We start from the raw sequence: 24,886 nt of genomic DNA on the forward strand, positions 1-24,886 counted from the left end.
CATCCCATTCTTGATAATGGCCAATCATCGCTGAAACGGCGACGGGGCACGTCCTAGCCGCCGAACAAGCAGGGAGTCTTTTGCATGGATGAAGCAGTATGAAGTGGAGCAAGTCTCGTATTGGCTGGACAAGCATCCTGGCGGGATTACTTTTCCTGGTTCCGTTTCTCAGAGACGTGTCGACCATCATAGGGCCATGGGCAGCCTACATCGTTCAACCCAGTACATCCGACGGCCTGAACCCCAACCTCCTGGGCTTGTGGCATGAAAAATATCAATATCCCCAACGCAATGGCGTTGTTAGCTTTGAGGGCACCACGGAGTTCTTCCGCAACAAGACATACCGAATCACCGGTCTGTTGAAGAGCACTACTTTCTTGCCTATACCACTCTCGCCATTCACCACAAGCTATAACTTCGACGGTAATGGAGAATGGCAAGCCACCGGCGATGAGCTGGTCATCAAACTGCTGAATGTGAAAACGCGCGTAACCGCCCTATCGCTAGCCGGCATGACCTTCAAAATCCGTGACACCTCGCATCCTCGGAATGCTGAAGAAACCGAATTGGAGCAAGGCTTGCTCTTGGCCCAGTCTCAGCGGTACGACATTCGCAGCACGAAAAAGAATGAAGTAATACTGGAGACCAATGGCCTATTCGCTGACAGCTACGTCATCAAGATGACTCGCACCAAACAGATGTCCATGAGATAGCTGGAGCGCACAGGCTCAAGACCAAATTCGCGCAATGTCATCCTGTCACTCACCATCGTCTTGGAAGACCCCCTTGGTCACGCTCGCAATCGAAAAGAATGACTTTTTGAACTTCATCCCCGCAGAGAAGATTGCTAATTACTTGAACAAGATGATGGTGATGGTGATGGTGATGGTGATGGACATGATTGCGCGTTGAGAAGCGCTCGGGAGACATGCCCGCATCCTCTCTCGCATCTGGTTGGCCGACGTGATCAAAACTCGCGCAGGCCAACCATTCCATTGCAGCAGTAACGATTGAGGCACCTGCTATCTCTGTGCCTAAACAGCCTGTTAGGACATGTATCAGGTCATAGCAACCAACTGACCTAGCGAGTTCTTCTCGTCGTTATACGCCTTACAAAGCGCATGCATGACTTCAGAGGTCTCATCCTCGCCCCAATCTTGATCAAGAGCCCACTTGGAATCGTACAGTCCCATTAAGGTATCCTCAAAACCAGTGCTTGCAACAATCACCGCTCCCGTAGGAAACGACACCTCCGGATCTGCCAGCAGCCCATATATGGGCATATAGCCTTCCAGTCCTGGCTTACCTTCAAAGTCGGGCATTCTATAAATCGGCCAGCCTTTCTGACCGAAGCAAACGTTCCAAAGTACACCAGACACGACTGCACCACCGCCCCGCTCATAATAGTGGGGTGCCACGCTGTGTTCGTTGCCCGGAATCACCAATCGGTCAGCCAGGATAAACGCAAAAGTGGGGCCTTGCTCGAACTGGGTGGACTTGAATGCAGAATTTGCCTTATTGATGAGCGTATTGGTTACCGCCAGCAGTGAGCGAGGATCGTACGAGTTATCGTTGAAGGCGCGCTTATAAGGAGCGATTTCTCTCTCCGCCATCGCAACTCGCCGCCCTTGTTTGAGCTGGTCTTCAAGTTCAATTTGCTGTTGCATGGCATCTTCGTGCATCTGATTCGGCCTATACGGCGCATCAACGATGTCGAGAGACTTGACCTCAACAAAGAACTCCTTCCCATTTGGTAGCAGGCAAGCAAAGTCCGGCATGGAGTTATTTCTCGCGTCTACCCTTCTCGTCTTGAAGCGCTTACTGAGCATCCCATAAACGAGTGCCTCACCGTAATACTCAAACGTCTGACGAAAGTTATTACTATCATTCACATGAGAAACAAGGCTGAAACCATGTTTCAGTTCATCAATGAGCCCCTTCAACTCAGGATCTGTATACGCATCCTCTTCGAGCTTCTTTAAATGGCTCCACGAAATTGAACTGAGGCTATGATCTGCCGACACCCCATGCAACTCATGACACCAGTACAGGTATTTCTGGCTTACTGGAAAGGCCATCTCAAGACACCGGTTATACGCTTCTCGAAGTTCTACCCCCTGTTCCGCAGTGGGAGCAGAGTGAGTAGCAGCGCTTAATAGTTTGCGGACTGTATCCAAGTCAGACTTGATGCCCGGAACGTGTTGTTCGACATGAGAGAGCCCTTCCAACCTGTCGAATTCCAAGCTGCCCATGTGAGTAATCCTTTCCTCCCGAGGCAAGGCGCGTTGGTACATGAGAGCGTCATACAGTGCGGCTGACAGCGGGTTTTCCGGGCGACTAGGTTTTGAAGGAGCTGTAGAGTTGTTCAGAGGTGATTCCATTCCTTATCGAGCCTCGAAATAACATGATGGCAACACACCAACATCTTGGGTGCGCCCCCCCTGAGAGATTGCATTCGGTTCAACCAGCAGGCACTCACTTGGCAATTCACTGGCTGCTTCTTTATGACTGCTGGGCGAGCCATGGTGCGTAAACTAACCTGAACATTCAATAGGCTTTGACGCGGCTCAAGGAAGCTCGTTGAGCGGGCACATAGGATGGGTATGGAATCAGGATTCTGAGGCTGGTTGGCTGGTTGGCTGGTTGGCTGGAAGGGGATCGTTTGGATTAAGGCGAATGGTGGGCTGCCTGAGTAGAGAGTTGAGGGTGGGGCCTTGGAGGGGAGATCCTGGACAGGAGGTGAGTCAGGAGGAGGTTTTGAGCTGTAGGGTTTTCGGTTTCAGGGCATTTTTGACAGAAAACAGCATTATTTCAGTGCAAGTGACAAAACGTGGAATTCATCAAAGATCAGCAGACCTACGCCTTCCAGCGCCGGGTCATCCTGCAAACGGCGCGTGAGAATGCCTTCGGTGACCACTTCAATGCGGGTGTTGGGGCCGACTTTGCTGTCCAGCCGAATCCGATAGCCGACGGTTTCACCGACCTTCTCGCCCAATTCACTGGCCAACCGCTCCGCCGCCGCCCGCGCTGCCAACCGGCGCGGTTCAAGCATCAGAATGGTCTGCCCGGCCAGCCAAACCTCGTTGAGCAAGGCCAACGGCACGCGGGTGGTTTTACCGGCGCCGGGCGGTGCTTCGAGCACGGCTTCGTGGCGTGTCGCCAAGGCTTCACGCAGGGCGGGTAAAACTTCATCAATCGGCAAAGAAATCATGCTGGCTCCTCAGGGCGTGCCCACAGTAAATTGCGAGTCACGTTGAAGCTGTGGGCGTGCCAGGCAAGGCGCGGGACGCAGGTAAGGGTCGTTTCCTTGCCAAGTCCCGCAACGCAGCATGGCGCGTCCACAGCTTCAGCCCGGAGGGCCGAACCCCGATAACCTTCATCAGCCGTTGCGCGTTGTCGATCTGAAAAAAACAACATCAATCCTCAACTATCCCAATGGGGGTGAGACGCGGCCGCAATTTACTGTGGGCACGCCCTGCCGGCGCGAGTATAACGGCGAACTGCTCGGCTTTTATCACGGTCCTAATTCATAACGACGTCGCTTCGTTTTCCAGATGACCCAGGAGTTTTTATATGCGTGTTCCCTTTCGCTTGATTGGCGGTGTATTGGTCGCAACTCTGCTGACCCAGGTTACCGCTTGCGGCTCGATTTTCTTTCCCGACCGCCGTGGGCAGATTGACGGCAAGATCGACCCGGTCGTTGCGGCGCTGGATGCCGTGGGCCTGCTGTTCTACATCATCCCCGGCCTTATCGCTTTTGCGGTCGACTTCGCCACCGGCGCGATTTATTTAGAGCCGGGCAAGACCGCTCAAGTGGCCCCGGAAAAACTCAAGGAAGCGATCGGCGCCGACGGCAAGGTCGATAACCACAAACTGCAGACTATTCTCGAAACAGAACTGGGCCGCAGCGTCCCGCTGGACGACCCACGCCTGATTCAACACAAGGGCAGCGCCCAGCAACTGGCGATGTTCGGCCTGCAACCCGCCGCGTAAACCGTGCATTAGAAGGAAAAGCCGCACTTATGATTTCCAGCTCTGAACACGCCCGCCTGCTGCGGCTGGCCACCCGCGCCTCGGTGGCGGTGGCGTGTACGCTGATCGTCGCCAAAGCCATCGCCTGGTGGTTGAGCGGGTCGGTGAGCATGCTCGCCGGGCTGACCGACTCGGCGCTCGACGGCGTCACGTCGCTGCTCAACCTGCTGGCGGTGCATTACGCCTTGCGCCCGGCCGATGACGATCACCGTTACGGGCATGGCAAGGCCGAGTCACTGGCGGGCATGGCCCAGGCGTTGTTCATTGGTGGCAGTGCGGTGTTGATTGCCTTGCAGGCGTTTGAACGACTGCAACATCCGGAGCCTGTGGGTGCGCCGTGGATCAGCATCGGCGTGATTGTGCTGTCCCTGGCGCTGACGCTGGCGTTGCTGATGTTGCAACATCGCGTCGTCAAAGCCACCGGCTCCAACGCAGTGCGCGCGGACTCGCTGCATTACCGCTCGGACATGCTGCTCAACGGCAGCATTCTGGTGGCGCTGGTGCTGGCCGGGTTTGGCTGGCATCAGGTCGACCCTTGGTTCGGTCTGGGGATTGCCGCGTACATTCTCTGGAGCGCGATTCAGATCGCCCGGGAAAGTTTTACGGTGCTGATGGATGAAGAGCTGCCGCCGGATGTCAGTCAGCACATGCTTGAACTGGCGTGCAGCGTGCCGGGGGTTTTGGGTGCGCATGATCTGCGTACGCGGGTTTCCGGTAGCCAGTGGTTCGTGCAATTGCACCTGGAGTTGCCGGGGGATTTGACCTTGTCAGTCGCCCATGGCATCAGCGATCAGGCCGCCGATGCGATTCACGCCGCCTACCCGCGAGCCGAAGTGCTGGTGCACGCCGACCCGCAGGAAGTGGTGCAGGCCGCCAGGGGTCAGAAACTCACCTGATAACCGCGGCTGCTCAGGCAGTTGCCCTGGGCCTGGCGGTAGGTTTGAACCACCGATGGGTCCGGTTGATAGGTCGCGGTTCGCGGGTCGAACCCACTCTGCTGCACCGCGTATTGATAGCACTCGTAACCATCCTGATTGACCTGCTCCGCCGACTGCCCGTTTGCTGGATACGCCTCCACGTCATATCCGTTGCTGGCGACTTGCGGCTGCTGTTGCGGTTGCAAGGTGCCAGCCGGTGGCTCGACCACGACGTAATCCCGGGTGCTCTCCTGATAGGCGTAATACGATCCTGCCGCCAGGAACAGCACCGACCCGCCGATCAACACCTGCTCCGCGTAATCCGGCAAATAGCTGACGCGAATCCCGCGCGGCGGTTCAACCACCACATAGCGTGGGCCCAACGGGCGATACCAGTAACCGCCAGAGTAGAAATAATCCATGCCACGGTAAGGCACGCGGTACTCGCGGTCCGGGAAGCGGTCGATCACGTGTCCCGGGCGATACTGCGGGCCGGGGCCCCAGCCATTTCCGTAGCCACTGGGACGACCCTGCCAATGATTATCATAGGCTGGAACGCCGATATAGCCGTTCCAGCGCTGGTTGTTGTCGTTGCGTCGCGGCACGTCCTGATAGTAACCGCGCTGCGGCGGCTGGGTCTGGTGCACGGTGTCAGGCCGCGGCTGGATCGGCAGGTCATTGGCCGGCAGTTGTGGCGGGGGCGGAGGCGATCGAATCGGATTGTTGAAGTCAGGCTGCGGGCGGCTCTGCCACTGGCCATTGTTCTGCTTCTGGCCGTTGTGCTCGAACTGGCGGCTGTTGTCGCCACGATTGATGTCGTTGTTTTGCGGGTGCTGCGGGTTCTGTTGCTGACCATTATTCTGCGGGTGCGGCTGATTATTACCGACATCGGGCCCACGGTTTTGCTGATCATCGGCCAGCGATTGCGCAGCAACACCGACACACAGCAAACCAACACCGGCCAAACGCCAGATGCGCGACTTCATGCTTTTCCTCACTGCGAGTTAGGGCCTGTACGTAGGACTGGAAAAGCACAGGCCGGTTCTGCAACAGGTTATCAGTCGCGAAACTTATTTATTGAGGGCAGAACAGGAATAGCGGGCAAAAGAAAAGGGAGACCCGTCGGCCTCCCTTTGAGAACTTCGTCCGTGCTCGACGCTTTTGACGTCGGCTCACCTCACGCCGTCTTCTGGACAGTGTGCAGCTCGGGGGCCGGCACATCCCCGGTGGGGGTGGCGGCCGCGGCTGGCCTGGTTGGGCGAGCCGCTGTGGACTGTTTGTCCGAGCAGTGATTCTGGTGATAAGAATAGGCCTGTGGCGCCGGCAGATGATTGCGAAGATTGCTCAATTAAACATCACTTGCGCAATTTTTAACCCTGGATAGATAATCCGCCGCAATAGTTACGACAAAGGACTCAATGATGAGCAAACTCGACCGATACGACTTGAGCATTTTGGCGGAATTGCAGCGTGACGCGCGCATCTCCAACCAGGAGTTGGCCGAACGCATCGGCCTGTCGCCTTCGCCATGCTCGCGCCGGGTCAAGCAACTGGAAGACGACGGCTATATCTCCCGCCAGGTCGCCCTGCTGGACCGCAAGATGCTCGGTTTGAGCCTGACGGCTTACGTACTGATCGGTATGGACCGGCACACACCGGAACGATTCGAGAACTTCGAAGCGGCGATTCGTACATTGCCGCAGGTGCTTGAATGCAGCCTGGTGACGGGGATGGATGCCGACTATCAGCTCAAGGTGGTGGTGCCGGACATGGATCACTACCAGAAACTGCTGCTGGGGCATTTGACGCGGATTGAAGGGGTGACCAGTGTGCGGTCGAGTTTTGTGTTGAATCAGGTGCTCAATAGCACTGAACTGCCGTTGACTCATCTGCGCAACTGAAACCGCCTTCGCTGGCAAGCCAGCTCCTACAGGGTTAGTGTGGACCGCAATTTCGCGGCCGACACAAATCCTGTAGGAGCTGGCTTGCCAGCGAAGGGGCCGGCCCAGGCGACGAATGCCTGCGGCACACCGACGCAGGTCAATGCTGCGCCAATCCAGCATGGCGTATACTCGCCGCGCCCTTTTAGCCCCGCCCGCGCTGGAGATGTTCGATGGATCCTGCAGTATTTGAAGAGTGGATGATGACTGGCCTTGTCAGCATCCTGATCATTTTCATGGGTTTCATCGTCTGGGATCTGGCGAAGAAGTCCAAGGCCGGGCGCTTTGGCTCGCTCATTCTGTTCTTTGTACTGGGTCTGGGCGTGGCCGCGTTCGTGATCAAAAGCGTAGTGATCGGCCTGATCGAATCCGGCACGTTATAACCGCGCCGGGACTTCCTTCCACTGGCCCTGATCGAGCCCTTCGATTGTCCAGTCGCCGATTCTGACCCGCACCAGACGCAATGTCGGCAAGCCGACCGCCGCCGTCATGCGCCGCACCTGACGGTTTCGCCCCTCGCGAATCACCAGCTCCAGCCAGCTCGTCGGCACGCTTTTGCGAAAGCGCACGGGCGGGTTGCGTGGCCACAGCTCAGGCTCATCCAGCTGCCGCGCCTCGGCCGGCAAGGTCATGCCGTCGTTCAGTTCAACGCCATCACGCAAACGCTGCAATTGCTCGGCACTCGGCTCACCTTCGACCTGCACCCAATAGGTCTTGGCCAGTTTGTGTTTCGGGTCGGCAATCCGCGCCTGGAGCTGGCCGTCGTTGGTCAGCAAAAGCAAACCTTCGCTGTCGCGGTCCAGCCGTCCTGCCGGGTACATCCCCGGGATGTCGATGTAATCCTTGAGCGTCGCCCGCCCTTCGCCGTCGCTGAATTGGGTCAGCACATCAAAAGGTTTGTTGAACAGAATCAGCTTTGGCTCGGCCGGCGGTGCTTTGGCGACACGGCGCGGGGCTGAGGACAGACTATTCGCGCCAGGACGGCGAGGTGCGGGACGTTGTGGACGAGACATGGGGAAAGGAACATCTAACGGTCAGGGCTGCTAATGCTAGTGCCCTGACCGCCAAATGACCATGACAACCGTTAGCGGAACGGTGGCTCGTCGAAACTGCGCAGTTTGCGCGAGTGCAGCGAGTTGAGTTCCGTGCGTAACAGATCTACCGCTTCGATGCCGATCTTCAAGTGCTGGCTGACCGCACGCTCATAGAAGGCGTTGGCCGAACCCGGCAGCTTGATTTCGCTGTGCAACGGCTTGTCCGAAACACACAACAACGTGCCATACGGCACGCGCAAACGATAACCCTGAGCAGCGATGGTGCCGCTCTCCATGTCCACCGCTACAGCGCGAGACAGGTTGATCAGCGGACGTTCCTGCGCCCAGCGCAGTTCCCAGTTGCGGTCGTCGTAAGTCAACACAGTACCGGTGCGCAGGCGTTTCTTCAGCTCGTCACCCTTCTCGCCGGTGATGTTGGCCGCCGCTTGCTGCAACGCCATCTGCACTTCAGCCAAGGCCGGAATCGGAATGTTCGGCGGCACGACCCGGTCGAGAATCCCGTCGCGGCGCATGTAAGCGTGCGCCAGTACGTAGTCGCCAATGGTCTGCGACTGACGCAAGCCGCCGCAGTGACCGATCATCAGCCAGCAATGCGGACGCAGCACGGCCAAGTGGTCGGTGATGTTTTTGGCGTTGGACGGGCCGACACCGATGTTCACCAGGGTCACGCCGTGGCCATCGCTGGCGATCAGGTGATAGGCCGGCATCTGGTAACGGTGCCAGACCACACCCGCGGCAATCGCCGACGCTTCGCCGTGATCCATGCTCTTTTCGATGATCACGTTGCCCGGCAAGACCATGCGCACGAAACGCGGGTCGCTACGCAATTGTTCCAGACCATGGACGATGAACTGGTCAACATAGCGATGGTAGTTGGTCAGCAGAATCCATGGCTGCACATGACGCCAGTCACTGCCGGTGTAATGCACCAGTCGGCGCAGGGAGAAATCCACCCGCGCCGCATCGAACAGGGCCAGTGGCAACGGGTCGGTGTTTTCCCAATCGTATAAACCATCGGCAATGCCGTCAGTCGCGGCCGACAAATCGGTACTCGGGAACACGCGCGCCAGCACGGCAGCGGTCACGCCGGAGCCGGCCAGTTCATCGCCTTGCTCGACCACGTACGGATAAGGAATATTTTGCTGGCTGATGCCGACTTCGACGGTCACGGTGAAGTCGTGCATCAACGGCACGAGTTGTTCCAGCAGGTATTTACGGAAAGCGGCCGGATGGGTGACGGTGACGCTGTAGGTCCCCGGCAGTTGAACCTTGGCATAGGCGCGCGTGGTCTGCGGGACTTCGCCCTGGCAGTGATAGGTCAGACGCAGTTCGGGATAACGAAACATCGCACGCTGTTCGGCGTCCGGTTCGACACGGTCCTTGAGGTAACGCTTGAGCGCCTGATTCAGCGCGGTGGTTGCACGATTGTGCAAAAGCGCAAGCTGGTCCACGGCTTGCTCGGCGGTTTGAACGACAATAAAAGCTTCGGTCACGATCAGCATCCTGTGTTCTGACTTGCAGACCCTCATCTTGCCTGCATCGTCGCTTCACGGGAACAGTGGCGTGCTGATTCACAGCTCCTGTGCACACCACTTGGCCACTGTGGGAGCAAGCTCGCTCCCACAGGGTTCAGCGTCGACCGACAGTCAGAAGTTCTGCGGGGTCGACCGGGCCACAATCGCCTCTACCTCCAACCCACGCGGCAAAGCGCCATACACCCGCCCCGCCGAACCCAGGCGACTGGCAATGAACGCATCGCTGACCGCCGCATTCCCCGCCTCCAGCAACAGCTTGGCCTGAAGCCCCAACGCAATGTCTTCAGTGAGCTGTCGCGCGCGGTACTGAATGTCGCGGGTGTCCTTGAACGCCGTCTGCAACTGGCTGATGTGCGCGGCCAGGCGTTTGTCGCCATGACCATCACCCAGTTCGCTGAACAACACATCCAGCACACCCGGCTCCTTCGACAAGGCACGCAAAACATCCAGGCACTGCACGTTGCCAGAACCTTCCCACGTTGAATTGACCGGTGCCTCTCTATACAGGCGCGGCAGGATGCTTTCTTCGACGTACCCGGCACCGCCCATGCATTCGGCAGCTTCGTTGATCATTGCGGGCGCGCGTTTGCAGATCCAGTACTTGCCCACCGCCGTCACCAGCCGGGCAAATTTCGCTTCATGGCTGTCGTCCAGATGATCAAGCGCCTTGCCCATGCGCAGGCTCAACGCCAGGGCGGCTTCGCTTTCCAGCGCCAGATCGGCGAGCACGTTTTGCATCAACGGTTGTTCGCTGAGCAGCTTGCCTCCGACCGAGCGGTGAGCGCAGTGATGGCTGGCCTGAGTCAGGGCCTGACGCATCAATGCGCTGGAGCCGACCATGCAATCGAAGCGGGTCATGGCGACCATCTCTATGATGGTCGGCACGCCCCGCCCTTCTTCGCCGATCATCCACGCCAGCGCCCCACGAAATTCCACTTCGCTGGAGGCGTTCGAGCAATTGCCCAGTTTGTTTTTCAGGCGCTGGATGTAGAACTGATTGCGCGTGTCGTCAGGGCGATGGCGCGGCAGCAGGAAACAGGTCAAGCCCTTGTCAGTCTGCGCCAGGGTCAGGAAGGCATCGCACATCGGCGCCGAGCAGAACCACTTGTGCCCCACCAATTCGTATGCCTGGCCCGGGCCGCTGGCACCGACCGGATAGGCTTTGGTGGTGTTGGCGCGCACGTCGGTGCCGCCCTGCTTCTCGGTCATGGCCATGCCGATGGTTACACCGGCCTTGTGGGCCATGCCGATGTTGCGCGGGTCGTATTCGGTAGACAGGATTTTCGGCAGCCACTGCTCGGCCAGATCCGGTTGCAGGCGCATCGCCGGGACGCTGGCAAAGGTCATGGTCAACGGGCAACCGCTGCCGGCTTCGGCCTGGCTGTGCAGATAGCTCATGGACGCGCGGGCCACATGCGCACCGGATTGCGGATGCGCCCAAGGCAACGAAGTCAGCCCGTGCTCGACCGCGGTGCGCATCAATTGGTGATAGGCCGGATGGAATTCCACCAGATCAATGCGATGGCCATAACGGTCATGACTGACAAATACCGGCTTGTTCTGATTGGCCAGGAACCCGGCTTCCATCAGCGGCCCGCCGGCCAGTGCGCCATACGCGTCGATCCGCGACTCGGCCCAACCGGCCCCGAACCGCCGCGACCATTCTTGCAACGGCAAGTCGATACGATAAAGGTTGGTGCCGTCCAGCGACGGAGGCTGGTTGGTGACTTCGTGGGTTTCGGCGAACTGATGCAGGTTCATGACGGGGGCTCCTTTGGGTCAGCCAAGGGAGTCAGTTAAGCACTGCCCCGAGACTGAACAAAGTGGCATATCCGCCTAACTGTCGGCGCTTTCGCCCTAGCCTGGGCACAACACCCGACGAAAGAGCGCAGCCTGCAAATCTTCGAATTTCACCGGTTTGCTCAAGTAATCGATCAAGTCGCCGGTCGGGCAATGTTCACGATCAGCACTCAGAGCCACCACGAACACCGGCAATTCGGCGCAACCCGGCAACGCGCGGATCCGGCAGCACAGGGAGATGCCGTCTTGAGGTAGCAACTGACCATCGACCAGCACCGCATCAAAGGTTTCACGCTGCAATTGATCGAGCGCAGTCAGGCCGTTATCAGTGGAACGCACCCGGAACCCGAGTTTGAGCAACATGCCGCGCATCACTAACTGATTGACGCTGTTGTCATCCACCAGCAACACACTGCAATCCTGCGGCAAGCGCATACGCGCAAAATTGTCGCCCATCAACGGTACGGGCGGTCGCTCTACAACCGGCACTTCAAAGTCGACATCAAGCTGGAAGCGGCTGCCACTGCCCGGCTCGGAACGGTGCGTCAGGCGACCACCGAGCAGTTCGACCAGTTGCCGACAAATCGCCAGCCCCACGCCCAAACCGCCGTATTCGCGAGTCATTGAACCGTCGAGCTGGAAAAAACGCTGATACATCGTCGCCTCCCCCAGATCGGTGAAGCCGATACCCGTGTCGATCACCGCAAACGACAACGACAACCGACCGTTTTCCACCGTCTTGCCCGTCACCCGCAGCGCCAGCCCACCGACCCGAGTGAACTTGATCGCGTTGTCCAGCAGGCATTCCAGGCATTGCGTGAGTTTGGCGCTGTCACCGTGCAAGCGATCCGGCAGCCCCGGGGTTACGTCAACTTTGAAGTCCAGCGATTTGCTCGATGCGTTGCCCTCGAACTGCGCACGCAAGGCATCGACCACGCCCCGCAAGCTGAACGCTGCCGGGGAGGCCTTGAGCTTGCCGGCCTGCAATTCGGTCAAGGTCAGGATGCCATTGACCATGCGCATCATATCCCGCGCCGAACCGGCGGCGGTTTGCTGGTATTGCTCCAGCTCAGGGTCCATCTCGACGGTCTGCATCAATTCCAGCGAACCGATCACACCGTTCATGGGGGTGCGCAATTCGTGGGTCAGGGTCGCGAGGAACTCATCTTTGAGCTTGTTACTGTGAGCCAGTTGCTGGTTCAGCACTTCGAGTTTTTGACCCGCATCGAACAGCGTTTGCGCTTGCTGCTCGCGCATGGCATTGATTCGATCAGCCAGGGCCAGCGACAGCAAGGCGACTTCGATCGCTGAGCCGATCTGGCTCGAATACATGGTCAGGAACACGTTGGGCAGGTAACCCAGCACCATCAGCGTGTTGACGATGCCCCCGAGCAAAAAAGCCGACCAGGCAATGATGAAATACCGCGCCACACGCAAGCCACGCAACCAGGCACACAACCCGGCGGCGAAAATCACCACCGTGAAGGTCAAGGCCAACGCAGTGGCCAGGCGCAAGGCCAGGGCATAACTGGCCATCAATGACAGCCCGATCACCACCGCGCCGAATGCAATCAATGCCAGCAGCAAGCGATCGAGCCAGCGCCCGTAAGACCCTGTCTGCAAGAAGCTACGGGCGAACTGGCTGCCGAACAGCCCGGCGCAACCGATGAAGAACGGTGTTGCTGCGTTGGCCCACCACGGGTTATTCGGCCAGAAATACTGCACGGCCGCGCCGTTGACTGACAGCTGATACAACCCGAATGAGGCGATATAGAAGATGTAATAGAGGTAGCTGGTGTCGCGCACGCTGAGGTAGATGAACAAGTTGTAAACCAGCATCCCCAACAACACGCCATAGATCAGCCCCAACACATAAAGCCGGACCGGCTGTTCTTCGAGGAAAGCGGTGCTCGACCATAAGGTGACCGGCGCCTGGATCGAGCCTTCACTTTGCAGGCGCAGGTACACCGTTTGTGCCTGGTCAGGCGTGAAATTCAAATCGAACAGGAAGTTGTTCTGGCGGATCTCGCGCGTGGCAAACGGCAAGGCATCGCCGGTCTGCCGCACCAATTGATAGCTGCCGGTAGCATCGGGCAAGTACAGATCAAGGTGATCAAGGGGCGGATAGGCCAGTTCGAGCAGCCAGGTGCGTTGCGCTGCCGGGTTGGTCGGTCGGTAGTGCAGATCAATTTTCAGCCAGAACGCCGAACGCGAATAGCCCGCGTTGAGCGTCGCTTTGTCGTGGGTTTTAAAGTTTCCGGCTGCGGCTTGCGTACGGACATCGGCGATGGTCGCCTGACCGCCCGCGTCTTCGAACACTTGCAGGCTTTGGCCCAAAGGCAGGCTTTGAGTGAACTCGTCGAACTCGACGGCGCTCGCCATGAGGGGCAAGCAAAGCAGCAACATCAGCAAATAGCGCATTTAAGCCCCAGCGTGGCCTGTCCGGTTATCTCAGGAAGCCCCTCATTCCTTTTGAGTAGACGTAAAACCGGCATTACCTGTTATTGGTTTGGATCCACTCTAGCATAGCCGTTGATGGCCATTGAACACCATTGAAATATTTACAGCAAAGGCTCTAGAACGGGCGTTACAGCCGCAACCATTGATATAGAGCTGTTTGCCCGGTCAGAGCGAGAGAATGACGCTGCTGCCTACCGCATTCCTGTAACAGCCGGACGCAGGCTTCGCCAGTTGCTACACAGTCCGTCTCATGACTCACCGGTCGACTGGTGGTAAGCTCGCGCACCATGAATATCTACAGCTCTCGCCCCGTTGTCCTCTGTCTCTCCGGCCACGACCCAAGTGGTGGCGCCGGCTTGCAGGCAGATATCGAAGCCCTGCTCGCTCAGGGTTGTCATGCGGCCCCGGCCGTCACCGCCCTGACCGTGCAAGACACGGTCAACGTCACTGACTTTCGCGTCCTCGACCGTGAGTGGGTGTTGGCCCAGGCCAATGCCGTACTCAACGACTCCGAAGTCGCCGCGGTCAAACTGGGCATGCTCGGTTCCCTGGAGATGGTCGACACGGTAGTCGAACTGCTCTCGGCGCACCCGCACCTGCCAGTGGTCTGCGACCCGGTGCTACGCGCCGGCGGTGGCGGACGACTGGGAAAGGACGAAGTCGGCTATGCCATGCGCGAACGCCTGCTGCCACTTTCGATCATTGCCACCCCCAACCTTCCCGAAGCCCGCATCCTCGCCGAACTGCCCGAAGGCACCGCCGACGAGTGCGCCGAAAAACTGCTGCCATTCGTCAAACACCTGCTGATCACCGGTGGCCATGGCGACGAACACGAAATCCACAATCGCCTGTACAGCCGCGACGGCCACCGCGCGACCTTCACTTGCCAGCGCTTGCCCGGCAGTTATCACGGTTCCGGTTGCACATTGGCCAGCGCCCTGGCCGGTCGTCTGGCCCAGGGAGAAAACCTCGCCAGCGCCGTGCAGACCGCGCTTAACTACACATGGCGAACCCTGCGTGATGCGGAGCAATTGGGCAAAGGCCAGTTCGTGCCGCGCCGCCTGCCGCTGGATTTCTGTTCGTAACTTTCTATTTGTCATGCGGTGAGGCTTGTTCGATGAAACTACGTGGCCTGTACGCTATTACCGACCGCCAATTGCTGGCCGGTAAACTACTTGAGTACGTGGAGGCGGCGCTGGAAGGCGGCGTCACCCTGCTGCAGTACCGCGACAAGAGCAGCGACGAGGCCCGACGCCTGCGTGAGGCCGAAGCCTTGCGCGATCTGTGCGACCGCTATAAAACCCAGCTGATCATCAATGACGATGCCGAACTGGCCGCACGTCTGAACGTCGGCGTGCACCTGGGCCAGACCGATGGTCCGTTGTCGCCGACCCGCGCTCTGCTCGGCTCCAAAGCCATCATCGGTTCGACCTGCCACGCGCAACTCGAACTCGCCGAACAAGCCGCGAAGGAAGGTGCCAGTTATGTCGCCTTCGGTCGTTTCTTCAACTCCAACACCAAACCCGGCGCCCCCACTTGCAGCCTGGAACTGCTCGACCAGGCACGCCGCACACTGCACCTGCCGATTTGCGCGATTGGTGGCATCACCCTGGAAAACGCCGCGCCACTGGTGGCCCATGGGATTGATCTGCTGGCAGTCGTCCACGGCCTGTTTGGCGCCGAGAGCCCGGCTGAAGTGACACGCCGCGCCCGCGCCTTTAATGAATTACTTAAAATCTGATTTGAGAGCCCGACCATGTCTCGTTCCGAAACCCTGTTTGCCAATGCCCAGAAACACATTCCCGGGGGCGTGAACTCGCCTGTTCGCGCGTTCAAAAGCGTGGGTGGCACCCCGCTGTTTTTCAAACACGCTGAAGGCGCCTACGTCACCGACGAAGACGACAAGCGTTATGTCGATTACGTGGGTTCCTGGGGTCCGATGATCCTCGGCCACAGCCATCCGGACGTGCTCGACGCGGTGCGTAAACAGCTGGAACACGGGTTGTCCTACGGCGCCCCGACCGCGATGGAAACCGAGATGGCCGACCTGGTCTGCTCGATCGTGCCGTCGATGGAAATGGTGCGCATGGTCAGCTCCGGCACTGAAGCGACCATGAGCGCAATCCGCCTGGCCCGTGGTTTCACTGGCCGCGACAACATCATCAAGTTCGAAGGCTGCTACCACGGTCACTCCGACAGCCTGCTGGTCAAGGCCGGTTCCGGCGCATTGACCCAAGGCGTACCGAGCTCGGCCGGCGTGCCGGCGGACTTCGCCAAACACACCCTGACCTTGCCGTTCAATGACATCGACGCGGTGGAAACCATGCTCGCCGAAGTCGGCCAGGACGTGGCGTGTATCATCGTCGAGCCGGTTGCCGGCAACATGAACTGCGTACCGCCAGCGCCGGGCTTCCTCGAAGGCCTGCGGACCCTGTGCGACAAGCATGGCGTGGTACTGATTTTCGACGAAGTGATGACCGGTTTCCGCGTTGCCCTTGGCGGTGCCCAAGCACACTTCGGCGTGACGCCGGACCTGAGCACGTTTGGCAAGATCATCGGCGGCGGTATGCCAGTCGGCTGCTTCGGCGGCAAACGCGAAATCATGTCGCACATCGCGCCACTGGGCCCGGTGTACCAGGCGGGCACGTTGTCGGGTAACCCGCTGGCCATGGCCGCCGGCCTGACCACCCTGCGCCTGATCAGCCGCCCGGGCTTCCATGCCGAGCTGAGCGACTACACCAGCCGCCTGCTCGACGGCCTGCAACAGCGCGCCGACGCCGCGGGCATTCCATTCGTGACCACGCAGGCCGGTGGCATGTTCGGTCTGTACTTCAGTGGCGCTGACGACATCGTGACCTTCGATGACGTGATGGCCAGCGACGCGGCCCTGTTCGGTCGCTTCTTCCACTTGATGCTCGAAGGCGGTGTGTACCTGGCGCCGAGCGCTTTCGAAGCCGGCTTCACCTCGATCGCCCATGGCGAAGCCGAGTTGAAACTGACGCTGGATGCCGCCGAGCGTGCATTCGCCGCATTGAAATAACGCTTTGCCGCTGACGTTGGCGACTGCCAGCGTCAGCTTTTACCTACATCCGCACCGTTCTTCCTACGCTACTGCTAATAATCTCCCGCAAATTGGGCGATATATTCCCCGCGCAGCAGAAAAACGAGTAAAGACTTTGTAAGGTTGGCCCTGCTTATTTCATAATGCGCGCTTATTGGATCCCTCGATGGGTCCGCGCGCCCTTCAGAGGTAAGTCGATTCTCATGAACCGCACCGGCCGCGCCCTTTCATTGGGCTGCCTGTTGCTCCTTCAGCCCCTGCTCGCGCTCGCACAAGCAGGCGGCAACTCGTTGTTAATCCCAGCGATGGGTCGCTGCACCCTCAATACTCAGCCGCAAGACCTGACGCAAGCGCTTGCCGCCTGCCAGAAAGCGTCGGATGAAGGGGATGCGCAAGCGCAATACGAGTTGGGTGAGTTCTACTACAACGGCAAAAACACGCCGCGCGACCTCAATCAAGCCCTCAGTTATTTCGAGAAAGCCTCGCTGCAAGGCCATGCCCAGGCGCAGTTCAAACTGGGCACCATGTTTTTCCACGGCGAAGGCGTACCGGCCAACAACATTCAGGCATACATCGTACTGAAGATGGCGGCGGTCAATGGTGCGGAAGATGCACTGGACACGGCTGACGAAGTCGCCGAGAAAATGCCGCGCGAAGAGCTGGAAGTGGCGACTCAGGTGCTGGGGCAAATCTTTCGTAAATACCTGATGGAATTGCAGAGTGCGGATGGGCGAACGCCTTTTGCACCGTTACCCTGATTTCTGCGTCGAACTTTCTGGCCCCTTCGCGAGCAAGTCGAATGGGGCAACTCGGTTTTAAATCTTACTTCTCAGGCATCGGCATCGGAAACGGCATGACATTGCCGACCGCGCCACGGGCTTCGCTGATTTTCGGTGTGCCCAGACGCTCTACCTCGTCGATGCGCACAATCGAATGCATCGGCACAAAACTGCGCACCACGCCTTCAAACTGAGCCTTGAGCTTTTCTTCGCTCGGATCGACGACCACTTGCGTGCGCTCGCCAAAGACGAACTCTTCCACTTCCAGAAAGCCCCACAGATCACTTTGATAGATCTGCTTGGCATACATTTCGTACACCTGGCCCTGGTTGAGGAAAATCACCTTGTAGATTGGAGCTTCACGTTTGGTCATGGTGGGCGAGCAACACATTTGGGATGAAAATGAGGGCGCGAACTATAGCATAGCCACCGGACGCACAACGGTAGGAACCTTGGGACATGTTCCCTATAATGCGCGGTTCTTTGAATCACGTGATGACTGTATCCATGGCCAAGAAGCTTTACATCGAAACCCACGGTTGCCAGATGAACGAGTACGACAGCTCGCGCATGGTCGACTTGCTGGGTGAACACCAGGCCCTGGAAGTCACTGCTCGCGCTGAAGACGCCGACGTGATCCTGCTCAACACCTGTTCGATTCGCGAGCGCGCCCAGGACCGGGTGTACTCCCAGCTCGGCCGCTGGCGTGAACTGAAACTCGCCAACCCGGACATGGTGATCGCCGTCGGCGGTTGCGTGGCCAGCCAGGAAGGCGCCGCCATTCGTGATCGCGCGCCGTATGTCGACGTGGTCTTCGGCCCGCAAACCCTGCACCGTCTGCCGGAAATGATCGACGCCGCACGCGCCACCAAGCTGCCGCAAGTCGACGTCTCGTTCCCGGAAATTGAAAAGTTCGACCATTTGCCCGAGCCGCGCATTGATGGCCCGAGCGCGTACGTGTCGGTCATGGAAGGTTGCAGCAAGTACTGCACCTTCTGCGTGGTGCCCTACACCCGTGGCGAAGAAGTCAGCCGCCCGTTCGACGACGTAATTGCCGAGATCATTCACCTGGCCGAAAACGGCGTGCGCGAAGTGACGCTGCTGGGTCAGAACGTCAACGGTTATCGCGGCACTACGCACGACGGGCGCTTGGCTGATCTGGCCGAACTGATCCGCGTTGTGGCCGCTGTCGATGGCATCGACCGGATTCGCTATACCACCTCGCACCCGCTGGAATTCTCCGACAGCCTGATCCAGGCCCACGCCGATGTGCCGGAACTGGTGAAACACCTGCACTTGCCGGTGCAGTCGGGTTCGGACCGGATTCTCTCGGCAATGAAACGCAACCACACTGCGCTGGAATACAAATCCAAACTGCGCAAATTGCGGGCCGCCGTGCCGGGCATCTGCATCAGTTCGGACTTTATCGTCGGCTTCCCGGGCGAAACCGAGAAAGACTTCGAGCAGACCATGAAGTTGATCGAAGACGTCGGCTTCGACTTTTCCTATTCATTCGTCTACAGCCAGCGCCCCGGCACTCCGGCTGCCGATCTGGCCGACGAGACACCGGAAGCGTTGAAGAAAGAACGCCTGAACGCCCTGCAACATCGTTTGAACCAGCAAGGTTTCGAGATCAGCCGACAAATGGTCGGCTCGATCCAGCGGATTCTGGTCACCGACTACTCGAAAAAAGACCCCGGCGAGCTGCAAGGGCGGACCGAGAATAATCGTATCGTCAACTTCCGCTGCGACAATCCGACCTTGATTGGCCAGTTCGCCGACGTGCACATCGATGCCGCACAACCGCACTCGCTGCGGGGCTCGCTCATTCAATAACACCACACATCACTGTAGAAGCCGAGCTTGCTCGCGATGACGCCAGGTCAGACGACAATCATGTTGAATGCCAGGCAGCCATCGCGAGCAAGCTCGGCTCCTACAGGGATGGTGTTTGAGGTTGGGATATTTAAGAGCTTTCGCACCCAGCCCACTGGCGTTATCCTTGATTTCATCTTAATTGCCCCAGGGCGGCTAAATACGACCTTGAACGCACCCATAGAACCACATCGTTTCATCCTCGAGCCCTTTGAGGCTCGACGCTTCGCCAATCTGTGCGGGCAATTCGACGAGCATTTGCGCTTGATCGAACAGCGCCTGACCATTGAGATCCGCAACCGCGGAAACCAGTTCGAATTGATCGGCGAGCCTAAACACACCACCTCCGCGGAAAACCTCCTGCGCCGTCTGTACCGGGAAACCAAGGGTACCGAGCTGTCGCCGGACATGGTTCACCTGTTCCTGCAGGAATCGGCCGTCGAAGAGCTGGACAACGTCTCCCCTTCCGAACCCTCCGTAGCATTGCGCACCAAAAAAGGCATGATTCGCCCTCGCGGCTTGAATCAGCTGCGTTACGTAAAGGAAATTCTCGGCAACGACATCAACTTCGGCATCGGCCCTGCCGGTACCGGCAAGACCTATCTGGCCGTTGCCTGCGCGGTAGATGCGCTGGAGCGTGAGCAGATTCGCCGCATCCTGCTGGTGCGCCCGGCGGTTGAAGCTGGCGAGAAGCTCGGCTTCCTGCCCGGCGACTTGTCGCAGAAGATCGACCCTTACTTGCGCCCGCTCTACGACGCCCTCTACGAAATGCTCGGCTTCGAACACGTCGCCAAGCTGATCGAGCGCCAGGTCATCGAAGTTGCGCCGCTGGCTTACATGCGCGGTCGCACGCTGAACAACAGTTTCATCATCCTCGACGAAAGCCAGAACACCACGGTCGAGCAGATGAAGATGTTCCTGACCCGTATCGGCTTTGGCTCCACCGCGGTCATCACCGGTGACATTACCCAGGTCGACTTGCCGAAAGGCACCAAGTCAGGGCTGCACCATGTGATCGAGGTGCTCAAAGACGTGCCGGGCATCAGCTTCACCCATTTCAAGCCCAAGGACGTTGTGCGCCATCCACTGGTGCAGCGCATCGTTGAAGCCTACGAGCGCTTCGAGAACCGCGCGGCCGAAGAAGCCCCCAAGGACAACCGCCGCGATGCTTGAGCTTGATCTGCAACTGGCGACACAAGCGTCCGCCCCCACTGAAGCCGAGTTCCGCCAATGGTGCGAACTGGCCCTGCGCCAGCGCACTGCCTATTCGGAGATGACCATTCGCCTGGTCGACGAAGCAGAAGGCCGCGAACTGAATCACACCTGGCGGCAAAAGGATTACGCCACTAACGTTCTGTCGTTCCCCGCCGATGTGCCTGATGAGTTTCTGGATATCCCGCTGCTGGGCGATCTGGTGATCTGCGTGGCCGTGGTTGAGCGCGAAGCGGCCGAACAAGGCAAGGAACTGAAGGCCCATTGGGCACATCTGGTCATTCACGGCTGCTTGCATCTGCTGGGTTACGACCATATAGATGACGACGAAGCCGAAGAAATGGAAGCACTGGAACGAACGTTGCTTGCAGAATTGGGCTATCCGGACCCGTACGCGGACGACGAAACCGAAACATCCCCTATCGTTACAACAAAGGATTCAGAGTAATCGCTATGAGCGAAGATCGATCGAGCAACGGGCAGAAGTCTTGGCTGGGTAAGCTCACCCAGGCTTTTGCCCACGAGCCGAAAAATCGTCAGGAGCTGCTGGAGCTCCTGCGCGATGCACACCAGAACAAACTGTTGGACAGCGAAGCGCTGGCCATCGTCGAAGGCGCGATCCAGGTTGCGGACCTGCAAGTACGGGACATCATGGTCCCGCGCTCGCAAATGGTCAGCATCAAGGCGACCCAGACCCCTCGCGAGTTCCTGCCCGCCGTGGTTGACTCGGCCCACTCCCGCTACCCGGTCATCGGCGAAAGCCACGATGACGTGATGGGTGTGTTGCTGGCCAAGGACTTGCTGCCGTTGATCCTCAAGGAGAATGGCGACCGCTTCAACATCAAGGATCTGCTGCGCCCGGCCACTTTCGTGCCCGAGTCCAAGCGCCTGAATGTGCTGCTGCGCGAATTTCGCGCCAACCACAACCACATGGCCATCGTCATTGACGAGTACGGCGGCGTGGCGGGCCTGGTGACCATCGAAGACGTGCTGGAACAAATCGTCGGCGATATCGAAGACGAGCACGACGTCGAGGAAGACAGCTACATCAAGCCGCTGCCTAGCGGTGACTTCCTGATCAAGGCGCTGACGCCGATCGAAAACTTCAACGAGTTTTTCGACAGCGAATTCTCCGACGACGAGTTTGACACCGTCGGCGGCCTGGTGATGAGCGCGTTCGGGCACTTGCCAAAACGCAACGAAATCACTGAAATCGGTCCTTATCGCTTCCGCATTCTGAACGCCGACAGCCGTCGAATTCACTTGCTGCGCCTGACTCCAATTGCCCGTTAAGGATTGACATGCTCCGCGTAACCCGCCCCGGCTGGCCCGGTAACCTGCTGGCCGTGGCGGCCGGTGCACTCACCACTCTGGCCTTGGCGCCATTCGATATCTGGCCGTTGGCATTGCTGGCGGTCGGTTTCTTTTACGCTGGTTTGCGTGAACTGAGCCCACGTCAGGCCCTGGGCCGTGGCTGGTGTTTCGGCTTTGGTCTGTTTGGCGCCGGCACCAGTTGGATCTACTACAGCATTCACAACTTCGGTGGCGCTTCGGTGTTGCTGGCGGGGTTATTGATGCTGGCATTCACGGCCGCGATTGCCTGGTTCTTCGCCCTGCCTGCCTGGATTTGGGCGCGCTGGTTGCGTCGCAATGAAGCGCCACTGGCGGATGCCTTGGCGTTTGCCGCGTTGTGGGTCGGCCAGGAAGCGTTTCGCGGCTGGTTCCTCACCGGTTTCCCGTGGCTCTACTCCGGCTACAGTCAGCTCAACGGTCCATTGTCCGGGCTCGCGCCTTTGGGCGGGATGTGGCTGATTTCCTTCACCCTCGCCCTGACGGCTGCACTGATCTACAACGCGTTGCGTCTGGTGCGCACCGGGCGTAAAGGGTTTATCGCCGCAGGCGCGTTGCTGCTTATCGGCCCGTGGGTGGCCGGCTTGGCCTTGAAAGAACATGCCTGGACCAGCCCGGCGGGCCCACCGCTCAGCGTTGCGGCGATTCAGGGCAACATCGAACAAAGCATGAAGTGGGACCCGGCGCAGCTCAACGCGCAACTGGAGCTGTACCGCGACATGAGCTTCAGCTCCAAACGCGTCGACCTGCTGATCTGGCCGGAAACCGCTGTACCGGTGCTCAAGTCGTCCGCAGAGGGCTACCTGAACATGATGGGCAACTTCGCCGCGGAGCGTAATTCGGCGCTGATTACCGGCGTACCGATCCGTCAGGAAGTGCGTCACGAGAAACGCTTCTTCAACGGCATTACTGTCGTCGGCGAAGGCGATGGCACCTACCTCAAGCAGAAACTGGTGCCGTTCGGTGAATACGTGCCGTTGCAGGATGTGCTGCGCGGGCTGATCGCGTTCTTCGACCTGCCCATGTCCGATTTCGCTCGTGGACCGGCCGATCAGCCAATGTTGCAGGCCAAGGGTTATCAGATTGCGCCATTCATCTGCTACGAAGTGGTCTACCCGGAATTCGCCGCCAGCCTCGCGGCCCGCAGTGACTTGCTGCTGACCATCAGCAATGACACCTGGTTCGGCACCTCCATCGGCCCTCTGCAACATTTGCAGATGGCGCAGATGCGTGCGCTTGAGGCGGGCCGCTGGATGATCCGCGCCACCAACAATGGCGTGTCCGGGCTGATTAACCCGTTTGGGCAAATTACTGCGCAGATCCCGCAGTTCGAACGCGGCATCCTGTACGGCGAAGTCGTGCCGATGCACAACCTGACGCCTTACCTGCAATGGCGCTCTTGGCCGCTGATCATTGTTTGCGTGCTGTTGTTTGGCTGGGCGTTGATTGCCAGCCGGATGGCCAAGACCGTCTGACCCCCACACCTGATCGTTCCCACGCGGAGCGTGGGAACGATCATCGGTAGAAAAGCGAATACCCGATCTGCCCCACCGCCTCATTCAGCAATTGCCCGGATTGCCAGATCGATTTGAATTCCGGCATCCAGCCGCCCAGCGGTCGGGCATTGTCCACGCCTAAAAACCCTACCGGCGCGGGCACTACTTCAAATCCTGCCTTCTGGAAACTCCAGACAGACCGCGGCATGTGCCAGGCCTGAGTCACGACCACGACCCGTTTGATGCCCTGAGGCAATAACACTTCGGCACTGAACTGTGCGTTCTCCCACGTCGTACGGCTGCGCCCTTCCTGCCAGCGTACCGTCACGCCGAAATCATCGAGCAGCGAGTCCGCCATCAACTTCGCTTCGGTGGGTGGCGTGCCGTAGTGCAGACCACCGCTGGTCAGAACCGGCAAACCAGAAGCCTTGGCCAGACGCGCCGCATAGCGCTCGCGCTCCAACCCCACGCCAGTCGGCTGGTCGGCGCCCCAAGCCAGGTCGCCGCGTTCACGCCCGGAACCCAACACCACGATGGCGTCCGCGCGCTGATCCAGCGTCGCCCACTCGTCGCGTGCCAGCGGTGGTTCGCGCTCAAGCGCTTTAGCGCTCCACTGCACCACCGCGGGCAAACTCATCAGCCAGAAGCCCCCGCAACCCAAGACAAAGCACACACCCGCAAGCCTTGGCCTTGAGCGGCGCAACCACCACGCAAGAACCAGCAACAGCAAAAGAAGGCCGGGCGGCAACAGAAGTTGTTTCACGAAATATCGAAAAGGCATCGAGCATCTCCAGAGATGCCCGAAGCCTAAGTGGGTTGACGCAAAGCGACAACAAATACGGAAGGACTACGCTTTGGAATGAGTCAAAAGAAGGGGCCAATAGCTCACGCACCCTTACTTGAATTGCAGAGACCGGACCTTTACCGCATCCCTGTCAGGTACTTTATCCTTGAGCCAGATGATTTTGGCCGAACGTGGTGCGTCGAGTTGCTGCACTGCTGCTGACAAGCATCCACGTGTTTCCCGTTCACTGCGATCCAGATAGGCTTTGACCAATTCAAACTCTGCGGGACTAAGACCACGCAGTTCCAGCTCAAGGGGACGCTCATCGCGTAGCCGACCAGCAGTTTTTGCAACGTCCAGAGCCATTCCCAGACGATCAATCAGTCTTTCGTACAGCTCCGGTTTTGTAGCTTTTTGCCGTGACTCAACCATCCCTCACCTCATTGAAGATATGACTCGCTCCCCATTTAGAGCTTAGCTTCCATGAACAAACCGGCTGAGCGCTGCGACCAACGGCCCTCGCAGCGTTTTTTACAAGACGCGCGACAGTAATCAGGGTTTCCCTCGGTAGAGTGCGGTCATGTATGCTA

General features: G+C 58.7%; 24 protein-coding genes and 1 pseudogene. 15 read left to right on the top strand and 10 right to left on the bottom strand.

The features are described 5' to 3' along the window. Nucleotides 1-98 precede the first annotated feature (98 nt). Entirely contained in the window at nucleotides 99-713 is a 615-nt protein-coding gene (locus tag ACA048_RS25720) for a hypothetical protein (RefSeq protein ID WP_432751128.1), read from the top strand. 73 nt (nucleotides 714-786) lie between these two features. Beyond that, entirely contained in the window at nucleotides 787-912 is a 126-nt protein-coding gene (locus ACA048_RS25725) for a hypothetical protein (protein ID WP_497626827.1), read from the top strand. Between the two features lie 146 nt (nucleotides 913-1,058). On the opposite strand, the gene ACA048_RS25730 is transcribed toward ACA048_RS25725, so the two are convergent. Together ACA048_RS25730 and ACA048_RS25735 are read right to left on the bottom strand one after the other, a co-directional pair. Next, nucleotides 1,059-2,252, bottom strand: coding sequence for a hypothetical protein (locus ACA048_RS25730; protein ID WP_497626828.1), 1,194 nt, complete (start codon nucleotides 2,250-2,252; stop codon nucleotides 1,059-1,061). Nucleotides 2,253-2,818: 566 nt separating this feature from the next. Beyond that, nucleotides 2,819-3,211, bottom strand: a pseudogene (locus ACA048_RS25735) (DEAD/DEAH box helicase); the annotation flags it as partial. Between the two features lie 362 nt (nucleotides 3,212-3,573). On the opposite strand from ACA048_RS25735, the gene pmcY reads away from it, so the two are divergent. Together pmcY and ACA048_RS25745 are read left to right on the top strand one after the other, a co-directional pair. After that, on the top strand, nucleotides 3,574-3,993 hold the full coding sequence (pmcY, locus tag ACA048_RS25740; RefSeq protein ID WP_497626829.1) for a periplasmic Zn2+ metallochaperone PmcY: 420 nt from the start codon (nucleotides 3,574-3,576) through the stop codon (nucleotides 3,991-3,993). A gap of 29 nt (nucleotides 3,994-4,022) precedes the next feature. Further along, the gene (locus ACA048_RS25745; RefSeq protein ID WP_497626830.1) at nucleotides 4,023-4,928 is read left to right on the top strand and encodes a cation diffusion facilitator family transporter; all 906 of its coding nucleotides are present in this window, start codon (nucleotides 4,023-4,025) and stop codon (nucleotides 4,926-4,928) included. Here the strand turns inward: ACA048_RS25745 and ACA048_RS25750 are convergent. Beyond that, nucleotides 4,913-5,935 carry a DUF6515 family protein gene (locus tag ACA048_RS25750; protein ID WP_497626831.1) on the bottom strand — a complete coding sequence of 341 codons (1,023 nt, stop codon included), beginning with the start codon at nucleotides 5,933-5,935 and terminating at the stop codon, nucleotides 4,913-4,915. The genes ACA048_RS25745 and ACA048_RS25750 overlap by 16 nt on opposite strands. Nucleotides 5,936-6,370: 435 nt before the next feature. Here ACA048_RS25750 and ACA048_RS25755 point away from each other — a divergent pair, with 435 nt between their 5' ends. Further along, nucleotides 6,371-6,850, top strand: a complete 480-nt coding sequence (locus ACA048_RS25755; RefSeq protein ID WP_042934386.1) for an Lrp/AsnC family transcriptional regulator — start codon at nucleotides 6,371-6,373, stop codon at nucleotides 6,848-6,850. Between the two features lie 212 nt (nucleotides 6,851-7,062). After that, entirely contained in the window at nucleotides 7,063-7,272 is a 210-nt protein-coding gene (locus ACA048_RS25760) for a DUF2788 domain-containing protein (protein WP_223522002.1), read from the top strand. Here the strand turns inward: ACA048_RS25760 and ACA048_RS25765 are convergent. The 4 genes from ACA048_RS25765 to ACA048_RS25780 all read right to left on the bottom strand — a co-directional run bounded on the left by ACA048_RS25765 (nucleotide 7,267) and on the right by ACA048_RS25780 (nucleotide 13,700). Further along, nucleotides 7,267-7,902 carry a pseudouridine synthase gene (locus ACA048_RS25765; RefSeq protein ID WP_497626832.1) on the bottom strand — a complete coding sequence of 212 codons (636 nt, stop codon included), beginning with the start codon at nucleotides 7,900-7,902 and terminating at the stop codon, nucleotides 7,267-7,269. The two genes, ACA048_RS25760 and ACA048_RS25765, sit on opposite strands and share 6 nt — an antisense overlap. A gap of 71 nt (nucleotides 7,903-7,973) precedes the next feature. Beyond that, on the bottom strand, nucleotides 7,974-9,473 hold the full coding sequence (amn, locus tag ACA048_RS25770; protein WP_497626833.1) for an AMP nucleosidase: 1,500 nt from the start codon (nucleotides 9,471-9,473) through the stop codon (nucleotides 7,974-7,976). 117 nt (nucleotides 9,474-9,590) lie between these two features. Continuing rightward, nucleotides 9,591-11,240, bottom strand: a complete 1,650-nt coding sequence (locus tag ACA048_RS25775) for an acyl-CoA dehydrogenase family protein (RefSeq protein WP_497626834.1) — start codon at nucleotides 11,238-11,240, stop codon at nucleotides 9,591-9,593. A 96-nt stretch (nucleotides 11,241-11,336) separates the two neighbouring features. Continuing rightward, nucleotides 11,337-13,700 carry a hybrid sensor histidine kinase/response regulator gene (locus ACA048_RS25780; RefSeq protein ID WP_497626835.1) on the bottom strand — a complete coding sequence of 788 codons (2,364 nt, stop codon included), beginning with the start codon at nucleotides 13,698-13,700 and terminating at the stop codon, nucleotides 11,337-11,339. A 326-nt stretch (nucleotides 13,701-14,026) separates the two neighbouring features. On the opposite strand from ACA048_RS25780, the gene ACA048_RS25785 reads away from it, so the two are divergent. The 4 genes from ACA048_RS25785 to ACA048_RS25800 all read left to right on the top strand — a co-directional run bounded on the left by ACA048_RS25785 (nucleotide 14,027) and on the right by ACA048_RS25800 (nucleotide 17,558). After that, nucleotides 14,027-14,824, top strand: a complete 798-nt coding sequence (locus tag ACA048_RS25785) for a hydroxymethylpyrimidine/phosphomethylpyrimidine kinase (RefSeq protein WP_497626836.1) — start codon at nucleotides 14,027-14,029, stop codon at nucleotides 14,822-14,824. Between the two features lie 32 nt (nucleotides 14,825-14,856). After that, complete coding sequence (gene thiE / locus ACA048_RS25790) at nucleotides 14,857-15,480, top strand: thiamine phosphate synthase (RefSeq protein WP_497626837.1); 624 nt, start codon at nucleotides 14,857-14,859, stop codon at nucleotides 15,478-15,480. A gap of 15 nt (nucleotides 15,481-15,495) precedes the next feature. Continuing rightward, on the top strand, nucleotides 15,496-16,779 hold the full coding sequence (gene hemL, locus ACA048_RS25795; protein WP_150781698.1) for a glutamate-1-semialdehyde 2,1-aminomutase: 1,284 nt from the start codon (nucleotides 15,496-15,498) through the stop codon (nucleotides 16,777-16,779). 224 nt (nucleotides 16,780-17,003) lie between these two features. Continuing rightward, nucleotides 17,004-17,558 carry a tetratricopeptide repeat protein gene (locus tag ACA048_RS25800; RefSeq protein ID WP_497626838.1) on the top strand — a complete coding sequence of 185 codons (555 nt, stop codon included), beginning with the start codon at nucleotides 17,004-17,006 and terminating at the stop codon, nucleotides 17,556-17,558. A gap of 64 nt (nucleotides 17,559-17,622) precedes the next feature. Here the strand turns inward: ACA048_RS25800 and ACA048_RS25805 are convergent, their stop codons facing one another. Continuing rightward, nucleotides 17,623-17,952, bottom strand: coding sequence for a DUF1820 family protein (locus ACA048_RS25805; protein WP_007894425.1), 330 nt, complete (start codon nucleotides 17,950-17,952; stop codon nucleotides 17,623-17,625). Nucleotides 17,953-18,086: 134 nt separating this feature from the next. Between ACA048_RS25805 and miaB the strand changes: the two genes are divergently transcribed. The 5 genes from miaB (at nucleotide 18,087) to lnt (ending at nucleotide 23,491) form a co-directional block, all read left to right on the top strand. Continuing rightward, nucleotides 18,087-19,415, top strand: coding sequence for a tRNA (N6-isopentenyl adenosine(37)-C2)-methylthiotransferase MiaB (gene miaB / locus ACA048_RS25810; protein WP_169372937.1), 1,329 nt, complete (start codon nucleotides 18,087-18,089; stop codon nucleotides 19,413-19,415). Nucleotides 19,416-19,622: 207 nt separating this feature from the next. Then, nucleotides 19,623-20,627, top strand: coding sequence for a PhoH family protein (locus tag ACA048_RS25815; RefSeq protein ID WP_497626839.1), 1,005 nt, complete (start codon nucleotides 19,623-19,625; stop codon nucleotides 20,625-20,627). After that, entirely contained in the window at nucleotides 20,620-21,114 is a 495-nt protein-coding gene (gene ybeY / locus ACA048_RS25820) for an rRNA maturation RNase YbeY (RefSeq protein WP_497626840.1), read from the top strand. Before ACA048_RS25815 ends, ybeY begins: the two co-directional genes overlap by 8 nt. Nucleotides 21,115-21,119: 5 nt before the next feature. Continuing rightward, on the top strand, nucleotides 21,120-21,959 hold the full coding sequence (locus ACA048_RS25825) for a CorC family transporter (RefSeq protein WP_223521987.1): 840 nt from the start codon (nucleotides 21,120-21,122) through the stop codon (nucleotides 21,957-21,959). Between the two features lie 8 nt (nucleotides 21,960-21,967). Beyond that, nucleotides 21,968-23,491 carry an apolipoprotein N-acyltransferase gene (gene lnt / locus ACA048_RS25830; RefSeq protein WP_497626841.1) on the top strand — a complete coding sequence of 508 codons (1,524 nt, stop codon included), beginning with the start codon at nucleotides 21,968-21,970 and terminating at the stop codon, nucleotides 23,489-23,491. A gap of 40 nt (nucleotides 23,492-23,531) precedes the next feature. Here the strand turns inward: lnt and ACA048_RS25835 are convergent, their stop codons facing one another. Both ACA048_RS25835 and ACA048_RS25840 read right to left on the bottom strand, forming a co-directional pair. Beyond that, nucleotides 23,532-24,293, bottom strand: a complete 762-nt coding sequence (locus ACA048_RS25835) for a YdcF family protein (protein WP_497626842.1) — start codon at nucleotides 24,291-24,293, stop codon at nucleotides 23,532-23,534. A gap of 114 nt (nucleotides 24,294-24,407) precedes the next feature. Next, entirely contained in the window at nucleotides 24,408-24,728 is a 321-nt protein-coding gene (locus tag ACA048_RS25840; RefSeq protein WP_497626843.1) for a hypothetical protein, read from the bottom strand. Between the last annotated feature and the right edge of the window lie 158 nt (nucleotides 24,729-24,886).

It is taken from the genome of Pseudomonas sp. LBUM1659, assembly GCF_059716045.1.